Origin of the sequence: Fibrobacter sp. UWP2 (assembly GCF_900141705.1) — a bacterium.
Taxonomy (GTDB): Bacteria; Fibrobacterota; Fibrobacteria; order Fibrobacterales; family Fibrobacteraceae; genus Fibrobacter.
In genome coordinates this window covers 19963-34712 of record NZ_FQYM01000016.1, presented here as the reverse complement: position 1 = coordinate 34712, position 14750 = coordinate 19963, and the positions used below count along the sequence as shown (strand labels likewise).

At 55.5% G+C, this 14750-nt stretch carries 11 protein-coding genes; 8 read left to right on the top strand and 3 right to left on the bottom strand.

Annotation, left to right across the window (positions count from 1 at the left end; all coding sequences use genetic code 11):
- Positions 1-19: 19 nt before the first annotated feature.
- The 6 genes from BUB55_RS08685 to BUB55_RS08660 all read left to right on the top strand — a co-directional run bounded on the left by BUB55_RS08685 (position 20) and on the right by BUB55_RS08660 (position 9022).
- On the top strand, positions 20-2413 hold the full coding sequence (locus tag BUB55_RS08685; RefSeq protein WP_073190026.1) for a beta-ketoacyl-[acyl-carrier-protein] synthase family protein: 2394 nt from the start codon (positions 20-22) through the stop codon (positions 2411-2413).
- An 18-nt stretch (positions 2414-2431) separates the two neighbouring features.
- Positions 2432-3163, top strand: coding sequence for an SDR family NAD(P)-dependent oxidoreductase (locus tag BUB55_RS08680; protein WP_073190024.1), 732 nt, complete (start codon positions 2432-2434; stop codon positions 3161-3163).
- 23 nt (positions 3164-3186) lie between these two features.
- Positions 3187-3921, top strand: coding sequence for a lysophospholipid acyltransferase family protein (locus tag BUB55_RS08675; protein WP_073190022.1), 735 nt, complete (start codon positions 3187-3189; stop codon positions 3919-3921).
- Positions 3918-4763: a patatin-like phospholipase family protein gene (locus BUB55_RS08670; RefSeq protein WP_073190021.1), complete on the top strand. Its 846-nt coding sequence runs from the start codon at positions 3918-3920 to the stop codon at positions 4761-4763. The genes BUB55_RS08675 and BUB55_RS08670 overlap by 4 nt, the downstream gene beginning before the upstream one ends.
- Before the next feature lie 406 nt (positions 4764-5169).
- Positions 5170-6519, top strand: coding sequence for an NADP-specific glutamate dehydrogenase (gene gdhA / locus BUB55_RS08665; RefSeq protein WP_073190019.1), 1350 nt, complete (start codon positions 5170-5172; stop codon positions 6517-6519).
- A 532-nt stretch (positions 6520-7051) separates the two neighbouring features.
- Entirely contained in the window at positions 7052-9022 is a 1971-nt protein-coding gene (locus BUB55_RS08660) for a putative bifunctional diguanylate cyclase/phosphodiesterase (protein WP_073190017.1), read from the top strand.
- Here BUB55_RS08660 and BUB55_RS08655 read toward each other — a convergent pair.
- Together BUB55_RS08655 and greA are read right to left on the bottom strand one after the other, a co-directional pair.
- Entirely contained in the window at positions 9019-9855 is an 837-nt protein-coding gene (locus BUB55_RS08655; protein WP_234971875.1) for a TatD family hydrolase, read from the bottom strand. The genes BUB55_RS08660 and BUB55_RS08655 overlap by 4 nt on opposite strands.
- A gap of 4 nt (positions 9856-9859) precedes the next feature.
- Complete coding sequence (gene greA / locus BUB55_RS08650) at positions 9860-10327, bottom strand: transcription elongation factor GreA (RefSeq protein ID WP_073190013.1); 468 nt, start codon at positions 10325-10327, stop codon at positions 9860-9862.
- Positions 10328-10408: 81 nt separating this feature from the next.
- On the opposite strand from greA, the gene BUB55_RS08645 reads away from it, so the two are divergent.
- Positions 10409-12250 carry a DUF1015 family protein gene (locus BUB55_RS08645; RefSeq protein WP_073190012.1) on the top strand — a complete coding sequence of 614 codons (1842 nt, stop codon included), beginning with the start codon at positions 10409-10411 and terminating at the stop codon, positions 12248-12250.
- A gap of 99 nt (positions 12251-12349) precedes the next feature.
- Here the strand turns inward: BUB55_RS08645 and typA are convergent, their stop codons facing one another.
- Positions 12350-14185, bottom strand: coding sequence for a translational GTPase TypA (gene typA, locus BUB55_RS08640; protein ID WP_073190010.1), 1836 nt, complete (start codon positions 14183-14185; stop codon positions 12350-12352).
- Between the two features lie 85 nt (positions 14186-14270).
- Between typA and BUB55_RS08635 the strand changes: the two genes are divergently transcribed.
- Positions 14271-14729 carry a hypothetical protein gene (locus tag BUB55_RS08635; protein WP_143152981.1) on the top strand — a complete coding sequence of 153 codons (459 nt, stop codon included), beginning with the start codon at positions 14271-14273 and terminating at the stop codon, positions 14727-14729.
- Positions 14730-14750 lie beyond the last annotated feature (21 nt).

Here is a 14750-nt window from a genome sequence, read left to right as displayed (position 1 = left end):
TTCTCGTTAAGGATTTTCAATGACTTCGAATGATTGCCGATGTGTGGTTTCGGGATTGGGTGTCATTTGCGCCGTTGGGAACAATGTAGAAGAGACTTGGAAAAACGCCCTGGATTCTGTTTCGGGCATCCATAAAACGACATCGCTCGACACCAAGGATTGCTATGCCGACTTGGCAGCCGAAGTCCATTGCGACACGCTGGACGAGGTCGAGGGCGCACAAGGCAAGGACCGCGCCTCCAAACTCTGCATCAAGGCCGCTCTCGAGGCTATGCATGATGCGGGTCTCTCGGATTTTTCTGACGACCAGCGCGTGAGTGTCATTATCGGAAGCTGTGTGGGTGGTGTCCTCAGTATTGAAAACTACCATCGTCACGGCAAAAATCCCGTCGATATCCCACAAATGCCCATTGCCGCCATCGCTTCGCAGGTGGCCGAGAGCGTTCATGCGGGCGGCATTGTGACCAACGTGGGCAACGCCTGCGCTGCGGGCACCATTTCGATTGCCTTGGCTTGCGACTTGATTCGTGCGGGCAAGGCCGACGTGGTCATCGCTGGCGGCGCGGATTCTTTTGCCTCGGTCCCGTATTCGGGTTTTCTTTCGCTCCATGCTCTCGACGAGAACGGGTGTTCTCCGTTTAACCACTGCAACGGCATTACGCTTGGCGAAGGTGCCGGCGTCGTGATTGTGGAATCCTTTGAACATGCGCAAAAGCGCGGCGCCCGCACCTATTGCGAGGTGCTTGGTGCAGGCGTCACGAGCGACGCCCACCACATTACGGCCCCGCGCGAAGACGGTGTCTGCCTCATCGAGGCCATGGATCGCGCCGTCAAGAACTCCGGCATCAAAAGGTCCGACATCGGCTACCTCAATGCCCACGGCACGGGTACCGGTAAAAACGACAATGCCGAGATCAACGCCTTCAACCAGTTCTTTGGCGAAGAGAACCCCACCTTGAGCGTGAGTTCGACCAAGGTGATGACGGGCCACTGCCTGGGTGCCGCCGGTGCGATCGAGGCCGTCTTTAGCATCAAGGCGCTCACGACCAACACGGTGCTCCCGACGCTCCATTACAGCGAGGAGGATTCCGCGGCCCTCAAGGCGAAGGTCGGCGAGATGGACTATGTGCAGAACAAGCCCAAGGCCAAGGAACTCAACTGCGTGATGAGCAACAACGTTGCCTTTGGCGGCACCAACGCGAGCATCGTGTTCTCCAAGCAGCCGGGCGACGTGCAGAGCCAGGTCGCGAAAAACAAAAAGATTGCCGTTACGGGCATCGGCATTGTGAGCCCGGTGGGCAACAGCAAGCAGGCCTATTTGGAAGCCGTGAAGAACGGTGCCAAGCCTGCCTCGGGTTCCATCACCTCGGCGGTGACCGACGTGGACTACAAGGAACTCGGTATCAAGATGGCGTTTTACCGCAAACTCGACAACTTGGGCCAGCTCCAGACGGTCTCGGGCATGCGTGCCCTCAGGGACGCGAACTTTACCGTCACCGAAGATAACGCCAAGCAGATCGGCATCATTGTGGGGACCAGCGAAGGCGGCCTCGGTGCCACGTACGATTTTGAGGAACTCATTGCCGAGGGCGGCAACGCCAAGGGCAGTGCGTTCAAGTTCCCGCACACCGTTTACAACGCCGCGGGGGGCTACCTTTCCATTTTGAGTGGCATCAAGGGTTACGGCGTGACCATCACGACTGGCCCGAACTCCGGCCTCGACAGCATCGGCTACTCCATGAACGTCATTCACGACGGGCAGGAGGAGGCGATGATGGCGACCGGCACCGACGAGAACATCCCCATCATTACCGAGCTCTGCCAAAAGCTGGGTGTCGCTGCAAGCGAGCCTGTGGCCCCGTACTCCGGTTCCGAGGGCTTTGTGGTGGGCGACGGCTCCGTGTCGGTTATCCTCGAGACCGAGGACTATGCCCGTGCCCGCGGCGCCAAGGTCTATTGCTATGCGATCGGCTACGGCAACGGCCGCAAGAATGTGAAGTTCGGTAAGGTCGCGGGTAGCGGCGAAGCACTCGACAACGCGATAAGCTCGGCCCTCAACGACGCTGGCGTTTCCATCGACGAGATTGACGCCGTGTGCGGTTTTGCCAACGGTCTCAAGGTCGTTGACGACATTGAAAAGGAATCTTACGCCCGCGTGTTTGGCGACAAGCTCAAGGACCTTCCGCTGTTCCAGGTGAAGGAACGCGTGGGCGAGGGGCGTGCCGCTTCGGCGACGCTCGCCGCTTCGGAGGCTGCCCTGATGCTCTCGGGCGAACTCCCGCAAAACGACGCGTACTTTGTGGACGGCGCTGCTGTGACCAAAAAGTCCGTTCCTACGGGAGGCTTCAAAAAGATTTTGGTGACGGCCTTTGCCACGGGCGGCTCCTACAGCGCCGTGGTCTTGGGCAAGTAAAGTAAATAGGAGGTTCGAATGAAAGTTGCAATTGTTACGGGTTCTTCCAAGGGGATCGGGAAAGCTTGCGCATTGCGTTTGGCCCGCGACGGCTACACGGTCGTTGTGAACTATTCCAGCTCCGACGAGGCCGCCCAAAATACCTTGGACCAGATCAAGGCCGAGGGCGGTGATGGCATGATTTACAAGGCCAACGTCTCGGAACTTGCCCAAGTGAAGCAAATGGTTCGCGACGTCTACAAGGCTTACGGCCGTATCGACGTGCTTGTGAACAACGCGGGCATTGTGCGCGACGAATACCTTTTGATGATGAGCCCCGATACGCTTGACAAGTGCTTCGACCTGAACGTGAAGGGCTACTTCTACTGCGCCCAGCAGGTCGCGCTCAAGATGTTCAAGCAAAAGTCCGGCGTCATTGTGAACATGTCCTCCGTCTCTTCGAAGTTCGCACTCGCAGGGCAGGCCGTTTACAGCGCCACTAAGGGAGCCGTGAACTCGCTCACCCAGACGCTCGCCAAGGAACTTGGCGGTTATGGGATCCGTGTAAACGCGGTCGCCCCCGGTTTCATTAACACCGAGATGATAGATGCCATTCCCGAGGAGACCCGCAAGGGCTACATCGAGAAGGTCCCGCTCAAGCGCTTTGGCTCTGCCGACGAGGTGGCGAACCTCGTGTCGGCGCTGGTCTCCGACCAGTTCGCCTACGTGACCGGCCAGGTGTTCGTGATGGACGGAGGCCTCTCGCTGTAGTTATAGCCCCATTGAACTCGAGAATGATTAATGGTGTTAAAAAAAGGAACCCGCTTGTTGAATGGTTCATGCGGCTGTTCGTCAAGTTGGTTATCTATGCGGGGCGTGCTTACATGTACGTGTGCTACCGCCCTAAAATCGTCTACAGTTCGGACGATGTAAAAAGCCCGCGTCTCAAGTCGCCCGCAATCATCATTGCGAACCATACGAGCATGCTTGACCCCATCATGGTGCTCGCCATTTTCTTTTACAACCATAGCATTGTGGTCGCCAAGGACCAGGTGGAGGACCCGCATTTTAGTTGGGCGCTGACTCGCGCTGATTGCGTGATTCCCTGCGACCGGTTTTCCATGGATACGGAATGGGCGCTTATTGCCAAGCGCGAACTGGAGAAGGGCAACTCGGTAATTATTTTCCCCGAGGGCAAGTGCCGCTACGACGGTCTGTTGAACGAGTTCAAGACTGGTTTTGCGTTTTTGGCCCGCAGTACGGGTGTCCCTGTGCTGAGCGTGGGTATCGATGGTATTTACAAGTTTGGCCACCGCACTAAAGTAGTCGTGGGCGACCTCGAAAAGATTGAACGTGTGAAGGGAGTGCCTTCCTCGAAGCACTTGGCCGAACGCAGCGAATATTTTCGCCAAAAGGTGTGGACGCTCAAACAACAGGCGCTTGGCCGTGATGGGGTAGTGCTCCCTCCCGCGGGCGAAACTCCTCCCGAGATTGTCCAAGAGCCAGCCAACGTACCGGAGGCCAAGTGAAGATAGGCCTTGCCCTAGAAGGCGGTTCCCGCCAGACCATGTTCAGCGCGGGTGTCTTGGACACCTGGCTCGACGAGGGAATTAATTTTAACTACGTGGCGGGCGTCTCCGCCGGTGCGCACGCGGCCATCAACTTCATTACGCGGCAGCAGGGCCGTCTGCGGTTCATTGTGATGCCTACCCGCCTGCAGGAGGGCAAGAAGTGGGCGAGCAAGTACATCGGCATCCAGAAGGAATTCCATGCGCTCAACTATTTGTCGGCTGACGGCAAGATGCCCCTTGACTTTGATGCCTTTAGTGGTTCCAAGGTGGAGTGCGAAATCGGCCTCACTTGCTGCGAGACGGGCCGTGCGGAGTTCAAGTCCGAAAAAAAAAGCAAAAAGCGCCTGTTGGATTTGGTCAGCGCGAGTTGCGCCCTCCCGATGATTTTCCCGATGGTGCCGCTTGACGGCAAGCATTATGCGGACGGCTGCATTACCGTACCCATTCCGTTTGAACGCGCGTTTGAGAAGGGGTGTGACAAGGTGGTGGCGGTCTCGACGCACTATCCGGGCGAACACGTGACCGATTTCCGCAAGTACCGCGCCATCCTCAACCCGATGTACAAGCGCAAGTATCCGGACCTTTTCCGTGCGCTCATGGTGCGCCTCAAGCGATACGACAAGATGTTCCTCCAGATGGAAGAGCTCGAGAAGAAGGGCCGTCTTTTTTTAATGCGCCCCCTGATCGACCTTTGCGACCAGTTCGACACGGACCTCGAAAAGATGAATGAATCCTACGAGCATGGCGTGGAAATGGCGACACGCCGCATGGACGATCTCAAGGCTTTCCTTGAAATTTAGGTAAAATTTTATAAACAAAAATACGTTGTTGTAGATAGCTTACAAAATTGTAAGTTTTTACTGTGTATGGCGTTGTTTTTTAACGAAATTTTCCAAATTTAAAATCTTTAAAAAAAATAACTTACAAAAATGTAAGTTTTTGAAGATTTTTGGCCTATTTTTACGTTTTCTGCGGGGCGTTTGCTATCTTTACAGACGTTAAAAACATTAACCAAGGCAACCTCTAAAAATTGCTTTGATAAAGAAAATTTGAGCGAAACCGAGTGCAGGCAGGAACGAAAAGTGGTGAATACTGGAAGTCTTTACCACTTTGAGTGACGAAACTGCACGATGTGTTGCAGCCAAATTTTTGAAAATGAATTTTTAGAGGGTGCCGTAATCAAAACTCTCAATGGAGAAATAAAAAATGGCAATCAAGAATGCTTACCTTCAGAAAGTCTATGACAAGGTCGTCGCCCGTGATCCGGACCAGGCCCTCTTCCATCAGGCTGTCCGTGAATTCCTCGAATCCCTCGACCCCGTCCTCGAACAGGACAAGTCCTGGGAAACCAACGGCGTTATCGACCGTCTCGTCGAACCGGAACGCGTGATTACCTTCCGCGTGCCTTGGCTCGATGACAAGGGTAACGTTCAGGTGAACCGTGGCTACCGCGTGCAGTTCAACTCCGCCATCGGCCCGTACAAGGGCGGTATCCGTCTCCGTAACGAAGTGACGCTCTCCATGCTCAAGTTCCTCGGCTTCGAACAGATCTTCAAGAACAGCCTCACCACGCTCCCGATGGGCGGCGGCAAGGGCGGTTCCGACTTCGATCCTAAGGGCAAGAGCGACAACGAAGTGATGCGTTTCTGCCAGTCCTTCATGACTGAACTCTGCAAGCACGTCGGTGCCGACACGGACGTTCCGGCTGGTGACCAGGGTACTGGCGCTCGCGAAATCGGTTACATGTTCGGTCAGTACAAGCGCATCCGCAACGAATTTGTGGGCGTTCTCACCGGTAAGGGCCTCTCCTACGGTGGTTCTCTCGCTCGTACCGAAGCTACCGGTTACGGCCTCTGCTACTTCACTCGCGAAATGCTCAAGGACCTCGCTAACGACTCCTTCCAGGGCAAGACCGTCGTGATTTCCGGTTCCGGCAACGTTGCCCAGTTTGCTTGCCAGAAGGCTACTCAGCTCGGTGGCAAGGTCGTGACCATGTCTGACTCCAACGGCTACATCTACGACCCGAACGGCATCAACCTCGACGTCGTTCTGGACCTCAAGAACGTGAAGCGCGCCCGCATCAGCGAATACGCCAAGCTCGTTCCGGGTTCTAAATACCACGAAGGTTCCAAGGGCGTTTGGACTGTCAAGTGCGACATCGCTCTCCCGTGCGCTACCCAGAACGAACTCGACCTCGACGGTGCCAAGGCCCTTATCGCTAACGGCGTGAAGGCTGTTGCTGAAGGTGCTAACATGCCTTCTACTCCGGAAGCTATCGAAGCCTTCCAGAAGGCCGGCGTCCTCTTTGGACCTGCCAAGGCTGCTAATGCTGGTGGCGTGGCTACCTCCGGTCTCGAAATGTCCCAGAACTCCGAACGTCTCTCCTGGACCTTCGAAGAAGTGGACAAGAAGCTCGAAGGCATCATGAAGAGCATCTACGCCGCTGCTTCCTCTGCCGCTGTCAAGTACGGCCAGAAGGGCAACCTCGTGATGGGTGCAAACATCGCCGGCTTCCTCAAGGTTGCCGATGCCATGAAGTGGCAGGGCGCAGTGTAATACGACCGCTCGGGCTAGAATCTGTACAACAAGTACAGGGCTGGCCCTCGCTCTCGCAAACGCGACCGGTTAATACCGGTCGCTTTTTGCTCACGGATACGACCGAATCCGCTAGATTCATGAGAGAATTCTCCGGTAGGCGGATTCTCTCGCGACCACGCCTCGTTAATACGAGGCGTTTGTTGCTCACGGATACGACCGCTCGCGCTAGATTCGGGGACTACTTCTCCGGTCTGCGCTCGCTCTCGCAAAGGACGACCAGTTAATACTGGTCGCCCTTTTTGCTCACAGACCCTCCTTTCCCAAATGCTAAATGCTTTGGAATCAAAAAGTCCTCGGTCTCGCAAGAGCCGGGGGCTTTTTTTTGGCGTAGGGGGGCCTTTTTTCACAAAATTGGCCCAAAAATCAATCGTCCAAGTAGGAATACTTTTTCTTGGAGTAAAGAATTTGTTACATTTTTATTCTTTTGTAAACTGTAATAAACCAAATTGGAATTATTGAATTATCTTTAGGTTATTATATCTGGAGTTGTATGAGACTTTTCGACGAACACGCTGTGCTACGTTTCGCTCTATTGTTCGCTTGCTTTATGTTCGCGGCGTTCATCCCCAGCATACTGAGTTTCGATCACATTTACACCTTTATTCCCTATGCAGTCGCCATAGTCTTTTTGGCGTACATTTCCATTTTTTACAAGTTCCCCACCTCCGGCAACACCAAAAAGATGCGCAACGACGTGGAAATCCCTGTCCAAGTGGCCAATGATACGGTGCGCGACCTCCAAAAGGACCTGATGGAGAAGGACGAACTTTTCCAGATGATGGTGGACGTCTCGAGCGACGGTTTTTGGACGTTCGACGTGCCGACGGGGAAAGTGTACTGGTCCAATCGCGTGAGCAAGCTTCTCGGGATAGACTACGACAAGCTGGGCGATTCTTTTGAGGCTCTCAAAAGCCACGTGATGGAATCGGATTGGGAAAGTTTCCGCACCGAAATCGGGAATGCCTTGAGCGAGAACCACCCGTTTACGGTGTCGCTCCGCCTGATTTCGCAGGGCGACGGCGTGAAGGAAGTCTCCGTAAGCGGTCGTCCGCAGGTCAACGAAGATGGCCTCCCGATCCGCGTGATCGGTTCCATTGGCGCCAAGCAGGACAAGGCCGCCCTGGAACGCCAGAGCTACTATTACGCCTACCAGGACGCCCTGACCGGCGTTTACAACCGCAAGTTTTTCCTTGAAAAGTTAAAGATTGACGTTGAAATGTCGGCAAAGCGCCCGGACTACACGTTTGCCGTTGCCCTCCTGGATATCGACAGTTTTGGCGCTATCAACGACTCCTACTCCACGAACTTTGGCGACAACGTGCTGCGCATTGTCTCCGACCGCATCAAAAGCAGTTGCCGCGACGGCGATTGCGTGGCGCGCATTGGACCCGATGTGTTCGCCGTCATTTTGCACAACATCCAGGGTGCCGACTCCAGCGAAGACCTGATGCCTATTGTGCGCAGGCTCCACAACAACGTGAAAATGCCAATCCAGCTGGAGGGCCGCGAGCTCTACATCACGGTCTCGATGTCGGTGGTGGTGAACCGCGACGTGGACTGCGTGGAAGACATCATGGCGAATGCAAACGCCATTTTGCGCGACCTCAAAAAGAACGGCGACCATGGCGGAATCCAGTTCTTTACGGGTGGCATCCGCGAAAAGGCGATGAAGCTCTACAAGCTCGAGTACGAGATTCGCCGCGCCATCCAGGCAAAAGAGTTTGTTCTGATGTACCAGCCGATTATTGACATCGAGGCCGGCAATACGATTGTGGGATTCGAGGCGCTGGTGCGCTGGAACAATACCGAGCAGGGCATTGTCTCGCCGGCGGAGTTCATCCCGATTGCCGAGGAAACTGGCCTCATTGTGCCGATGGGGGCGTTAATCCTCAAGATGGCTTGCGAGCAGACCAAAAAATGGGTCGACATGGGCTACGAGAACATCAAGGTGGCAGTGAACTTCAGCGCGAAGCAGTTCGCCCTCGACAATATGGTCGAGGATGTGCGCCATGTGCTTGCCGAGACCCATTTGAACCCCAAGAACTTAAAACTCGAAATCACGGAATATACTGCCATGTGCGAAGTCGAGAAGACGATTGACATCATGCGGGCGCTCTCGAACATGGGTCTCCAGATTTCGATCGACGACTTTGGCACGGGCTACAGCAGCCTCTCGTACCTCAAGCGCTACCCGATTCATACGCTCAAGATGGATAAGTCTTTTGTAGACCATGTTGCCGACGACGAGGAGGACGCCTCCTTTGCCCGCATGGTCATCAGCATCGCGAAGACCATGAACCTAGACCTCATTGCCGAGGGCGTGGAGACAGCGGAGCAGCTGGAATTCTTGCGCAGGGAAGGCTGTCGCCAGATCCAGGGATTCTACTTTAGCAAGCCCCTGAATCCTGAAGACGCATTGGCCTACATGAAGGAGCACTACGCGGCGGCGGTTCACGTTTAAATCCCGTAGCAGTCCCTGGTGTTTTCACGACATAGCCTGTAGAGTTTCTCTACGGGCATTTGTTTTATTTGGGCGAGTTGCGCGGCGATGAAGGGGATGAGTCCTGAGTGGCAAGGCTTACCGCGGTAGGGGACGGGAGCCATGTACGGGGCGTCGGTCTCGAGCAGCAAGCGGTTGTCGGGGACGAGCGCTGCGGCGTCGCGTACGTTTTGCGCGTTCTTGAATGTGATAATTCCCGTGAAGCCCACAAAGATCTGGGCGTCGAGGGCGAGGAGGCTCTCGACGAATTCGGGCGAGCCGGTAAAGCAGTGCACGTGGACCTTGGTGTTGTGCAGGCTTGCGGCACGCAGGACGGCGAGGGCGTCTTCGTCGGCTTCGCGGAGGTGCAGCACGAGGGGCTTGCCCGACCCGATGCCGAATTCCAGGTGGCGTTCAAAGAGCTTGACCTGGGCGGCCTTGGTCCCGGCGCCATAATGGTAGTCGAGCCCGAACTCGCCGCAGGCGACACATTTGGGGTGCTTGAGGAATTCGAGCATGCGCGCTTCGTCGGTGGGAGTCTCCGTTTCTACGTATTCGGGATGGATGCCGTAGGCAGTGTAGACGTTCTCGTATTTTTCGCTGATGGCTCGGGCATAGTCAAAGTCCTCGGGGGCACAGGCTACATGGACAAATGCCTCGGGGAGGGCTTGCGCTGTTTCGCCAGAATGTTCCTTGCTTTGGGCCTGTCCAGCCGAGCGGAGGCGGGCGAGGAGCGCGTCAAACGTTTCGCCGGAGTGGCGTTCGTACGAATCAATGTGGCAGTGCGTGTCGATGAACATAATGACAAGTTTCACATTGTTAGTAAGTAACCTCTAATATCTCATAGGTGATTTTTCCACGGGGGGCGTCCACCTGAACGACATCCCCCTTCTTTTTGCCCATGAGGGCTTCGCCGATGGGGGATTTCATGCTGATGCGGCCTTGCAGCGGGTCGATTTCCTTTTCGCCTACAATGCTGTAGGTCTTTTGACGCTTGGTCTTTTTGTCAAGGAGTTTGATGGTTGCGCCAAAGCGGATGGAGCCGTCTTCGGGGACCTTGTTCTCGATGATCTGCGCACCGTCTAAAATGCGGTCCAGTTCGCGCAGACGGCGGTCGATTTCACGGACACGCATGCGGCCGTACGTGTAGGCGGCGTTCTCGCTCCGGTCGCCCTCGGCGGCGGCGGCCTGCACCTGGTTGATCATCTCCGGGCGCTCCACGTACTTGAGGTGTTCCCACTCGGCCTTGAATTTTTCAAAGCCTTCCTTAGAAATCAAATGCTTCATGGCTTGCAATTTAGCATTTTATCGCTTTATTTGCTGGAGGGCTAGTCTACGGGTGCAAATTTTTCTAACTTTGCAGCGCGTATGAAGATTTTAGAGAATATACCGAAGAGACGCCAGCAGCCCAAGTACAAGCGCCTCAGTCGCATTTACTATAATCGCATGTTCCCGCGTAACCAGGACGCTATGAAGGTGGCTTGGTCTGTATTTATCGGTGTCTTTATTGGTGTTTGGCCAACGATCGGCTTTGCCATTATTTTGACGGTCGCCATTTGTGCGCTTTTCCGCTTGCCCAAGGTCCCCGGCGTCATTGCCGATTTTGTCGCGAATCCCGTGACGCAGTTTGGGTTATTTTACCCGGGCGGATATCTCATCGGTTGCAAAATCGTAAACCCGGCCCCCATTACCTTCGACTTTTTGGGTGAATTCGAACGCATGTCCATTAGGAACTGCGCCGTGATTCTCAAGAACCTTTGGGTGAACGCCGCTGACCATTTGCTCGCCTTTATGGTGGGCATCACCATCATGGCCGCCGTCGTTGGATTTTTATTCTTCTTTGCCGCCTATTTTATTGTGAGCCGCCGCAAAAAGAAGTGGATTGCGGGCAAGACAAGCTATATCCATAACTTGATTGCCGAAGACGAAATTATTATTAAGGAATCTCGTAACAAAGGAAAACCTATGATGCACATCTACCCGTTCAAGGCGCTTCGCCCGGTGAACCCGGCCGAGGCCAAGGACATTTCTGCCCTCCCGTACGACGTGATGAACCGCGCCGAGGCCAAGGAGATGGCCAAGGGGCTGCCGCACTCTTACCTGCGCGTGACCCGTGCCGAAATCGAGCTCCCGGATAGCGTGGACGCCTACGACCCGAAGGTCTACGCCCATGCCCGCGAAAACCTCGACAAGATGATTGCCGACGGCGTGATTGCTCACGACAAGAAGGATTGCCTGTACGTGTATCGCCAGACGATGAACGGCCGCGAACAGTACGGCCTGGTGTGCTGCGTGCCCGCCGCCGACTACTTCAACGGCATCATCAAGAAGCACGAGCTTACCCGTGCCGACAAGGAAGAAGACCGTTTGCGCCATGTGCTCGACACAAACGCCAACACGGGTCCGGTGTTCCTCACTTATCGCGACAACGGCCAGTTCGACCTGTTCGGTGCTGTTACCAAGCGCAAGCCTGTTTACGACTTCGTGAGCGACGGTGACGGCTTTGGCCATACGGTCTGGATTATCGATGACGATGCCGAGATTGCCGCCATCCGCAAGAGCTTCGAGGAGATTCCGGTGAGCTACATTGCCGACGGTCACCACCGCAGTGCTGCCGGAGCTCGCGCTGCAAGCTACCGCGCGGAACAGAACCCGAAGAACACGGGCGAGGAAGAATACAACCGCTACCTGGCCATCCTGTTCCCGAGCACGCAGCTCAAGATTCTGGACTACAACCGCGTGTTGAAGGACCTGAACGGCCGTACGCCGGAGCAGCTCATGGAAGACCTGAAGCAGGTGTTCGATATCGAGCCGCTCGCCGAGATGCAGCACCCGGCAAAGCAAAACCAGGTGAATATGTACCTGCAGGGCAAGTGGTACGCCTGCACGTTCAAGAGCCAGTTCCTCAAGAATCTGGGCCCGGTCGACAGCCTCGACGTAGCTCTTCTCCAGAAGCTCGTTCTCAAGCCGATTTTCGACATTGACGACCCGCGCACTTCGAAGCGTATTGACTTTGTGGGCGGCATTCGCGGTTTGGGTGAGCTCGTGAAGCGCGTCGACAGCGGTGAATGCGCCTGCGCGTTCGCGATGTACCCGACTACGCTCGACCAGCTCATGAATATCGCCGACGCCGGCGAGATCATGCCCCCCAAGAGCACGTGGTTCGAGCCGAAGCTCCGTGACGGCCTTCTGGTCCACACGCTCGACTAGAGGTTCTTAGCGCTTGCTTGTAGCGAGCGCTAATCAAAAAAAGAGACCCGTCGTATGGGCGGGCCTTTTTTTATTTGGATAAGATAGAGCCGGGTTTAACTAATCATCTTCTTCGGCCGGCTTCTTGGACATCTGCTTTCTCTTGATCGGGTCGAGCTCGGTCTTGCGGAGACGGAGCACTTCCGGAGTGACTTCGATGCATTCGTCTTCGTTGATGAAGGTGACGCATTCTTCCAGGGTGAGCCTGCGGTAAGGTGTCAGCTGGATCATGTCGTCGGCGGACTTGGAACGCATGTTGGTGAGGTGCTTGCCCTTGGTGACGTTTACGATGATGTCCACGTCGCGGTTGTGTTCACCCACAATCATGCCCGGATAAACTTCTGCACCCGGTCCAATGATGAGGTAGCCGCGGTCTTCGAGCTTGGAGAGGGCGTAGCTGGCGGCTTCGCCGGGTTCCTTGGCAATGAGCACGCCGTTCACGCGGGCGGGGATTTCGCCTTTGTACGGCTGGTATTCCTTGAACAGGGACTGCGTCACGGCATAACCCTTGGAGAGCGAGAGCAGCTTAGGACGGATGCCGATGAGGCCACGGCTCGGGACCACGAATTCAAGGGTCACGCGGTCGTTGTCGTCGGTTTCCATGTTCACCATTTCGCCCTTGCGCTGCTGGACTTCCTGGATGCAAGCGCCGCTGAACTCGTTCGGGACTTCGACCTTGAAGTCTTCGACTGGTTCAAGCACCTTGCCGTTGTCATCGGTGTGGAAAATCACCTGCGGGCTGCCGATGGTGAATTCGTAAAGCTCGCGGCGCATGTTCTCGACGAGGATGGTCAAGTGCAAAATGCCGCGGCCGCTCACCTTGAATGTCGAAGCGCCTTCGGCCTTTTCGACAATGAGGGCGGGGTCGGCCATGCTGGCGCGTTCCAGGCGTTCCTGAAGCTGGTTGCCGGTCATGAACTTTCCGCCGTACTTGCCGGCCAGGGGCGAGGTGTTCACGGTGAAGAGCATCGAGATGGTCGGCGGGTCAATGTGGATGCGCGGCAAATGCTTGGGGTTGCTCTGGGCGCTCAGCGTATCGCCGATGTCGAACTTGTCGAGACCCGCGATGAGGATGATGTCGCCCGGACCCGCCTCTTCGACCGGCTTCGGGGTAAGGCCTTCGTAGCGGAGGATCTTTTGCGGGCGGATGCTCTTGACGGAGCCGTCCAAGAAGCTCTGGGCGTAAACCTGATTCGGCTTGAAAGTACCCTCTTGCACGCGGCCCACGGCCAAACGGCCAAGGAAGCTGGAGTATTCGAGGGAGGTAATCTGCAGAAGCGGTTCGGCGGCGGGGTCGCCCTTCGGGGCTGGGATGCGTTCGATGATCTTGTCCATCAAAATGCTGTAGTCGCCATCCGGGTCTTCCATCTCGGCCTTGCAGAGACCCTTGCGGCCGCTACCGTAAACGTAGGCGAAGTCGAGCTGCTGTTCGTTGGCATCGAGTTCGCAGAAGAGGTCGAACACCTTGTCGAGGGCTCCGTGCGGGTTGCAGCCGTCGCGGTCAATCTTGTTCACCACCACAATCGGGGTGAGGCCGAGTTCCAAAGCCTTCTGGGTCACAAAGCGGGTCTGGGCCATGGGGCCTTCAAAGGCGTCCACAACCAGCAGAACGCCGTCCACCGTACCGAGAACGCGTTCCACCTGGCCACCGAAGTCGGCGTGCCCCGGGGTGTCGACAATGTTCACGCGGTAGCCCTTATACATCACGCTGGTGTTCTTCGAAAGAATGGTGATGCCGCGTTCGCGTTCCAAATTATCGCTGTCCATCACGCGGTCGGTGACTTCTTCACCTTCGTGGAAGGTTCCGCACTGTTTAAGAAGCTGGTTCACCAGAGTGGTTTTACCATGGTCAACGTGGGCGATGATGGCGACGTTCCTGATTTTTGATTGATCCATAAAGTGACCTGTAGTGTTATATTTTGGGCGCAAATTTAGTAATTTTACGTGGCTTTTTCAACTTTTTACTATATTTTGAACCAATATGGCAAAAGATATCGATAATTTTGATGATGACGAAATGGACGAGTCCGCCGCCCAGTTCTTTGACGAAGAATCTAGCGAAGAGAACGCCGTCCCGGTGGTTCGCGATTACAGCGAACGTCGCATTTTGGTTTGGGAAGAGGACGATGCCCGCCGCAATGCCTGCCTTGAAGTTTTGAGCGACCTTTTGGTGGGTGCCACCATCAAGGCCGTAAAGACCGAGGACGAGGCCAACGAGCAGATTGAGAACGATGACTGGGATACTTTCGTGGTTGACTTTTACACCGAGGGCGTCTCGAGCAGTGACTTTATCAAGAGTGTCAACAATTATCCCGGCTCCATTCTGGTGGCTATTTCGATGGGCCCGCTCACGCTCCCCGACGAACGCGACCCTGCCAAGACGGAACTTTTGCGCCGCTTGTTTGACATGGACCGCCCGTCGGCCCAGCTGCACGGCTAACAGGGTCTGCATCGACAATCG